Source organism: Brachyspira sp. (assembly GCF_050873525.1).
In the GTDB taxonomy this organism is placed as follows: Bacteria; Spirochaetota; Brachyspiria; order Brachyspirales; family Brachyspiraceae; genus Brachyspira.
Genome location: NZ_JBNMIZ010000354.1, coordinates 1 through 1,276, shown reverse-complemented (window position 1 = coordinate 1,276; position 1,276 = coordinate 1). Strand labels below are relative to the sequence as shown.

General features: G+C 28.8%; 1 protein-coding gene. It reads right to left on the bottom strand.

What is annotated here, in order from left to right; translation table 11 throughout:
* Positions 1-391: 391 nt before the first annotated feature.
* Positions 392-1,276 (bottom strand): D-alanine--D-alanine ligase family protein (locus ACR0QS_RS13280; protein WP_432633929.1); only part of this gene is annotated, 885 nt, incomplete at its 5' end.

Below are 1,276 nucleotides of genomic sequence, written 5' to 3'. Positions count from 1 at the left end.
CAGTATTGTAAATCATTGTATTTTTCATATAAGTTTTCTCACCAAGTTATTTTTATTAAACATTTAAATATTGATTAAATTATACAATATTTAAAAAATTAATCAATAGTTTATTTGGCTTACAGCCCGCTTCCGCGTCAAAATATTAATTAATTGCAATCATTATACAATCTTTTAAAATAATGTCAACAATTAATTTATTTTTTTAACATTGACTAATTGAGTTATATTTTATAACATTTAAAAATTTTTGTCAACGATTTAAAATAAAAAAATTCCGTCATTGCGAGCCTAACGAAGTAGGCGTGGCAATCCAGATAAAAATAAATAAGTCTTTTAATTAAGAAAATTATATAGACGAATAAAACGAGAATTAAAAGCAAGAAATAATTTAATCACCATAACTCAAACCCAATACATACAAAGCTATATCTTCAAATTTTATATTTATACTTTTTGCCATAGCGGGGATATCGGATGTATTCGTCATTCCGCTTTGAGTGTTTACTTCCATCAAATAAATTTTATCGTTTTCGTCTATTATAGCGTCAATTCGGCAAAGTCCTTCGCAGCCCAGAATATTATAAGCCGAAGAACAGATTTCAATAACTTTTTTTTCAATATTTTTTTCAATTTTTGCGGGAACTTCCAGCTCAGTTTTGCCTGCCGTGTATTTAGCGTCATAATCGTATATTTCGTTTTTCGTATTTATGCCGAGTATTGGAAAAGTATATATTCCTTTATTTTCTCTCACAAGTCCAACCGTTATCTCTTTTCCTTTTATATAAGGCTCGATAAAATAATCCGAAATTTTTTCTATTTTTTTTGTAGCCTCTTCAAATTCTTTTTTATTTTTTATCAAAGAAACTCCCACGCTCGAACCGTTTGATATTGGTTTTAAGATTAAAGGAAAATTTATTTTATTTTCTTTTTTATCAATATCTTTAAGTAAAATAAAATCTGCCGTTGGAATGTTGGAAGACTGCCAAATTCTTTTCGTATAAACTTTATTCATACAAACCGAACTCACCAAAGTATTTTCGCCCGTATATTTTATATTAAGACAATCCAAAAGTCCCTGAATAGAACCGTCTTCGCCGAAAGTTCCATGCAAAATATTATAGCAGTATTCGATTTTTTCTTTTTTTAGAATCTCTACAAGCTCGTAATGATTTTTCACATCGATTAAAATGCAGTTATTTTTAAGTTCGCTAAAACTTGTAAGCGCGTCATAAATATTCTGTCCGCTTCTTAAAGAAACTTCCCGCTCTTCGCT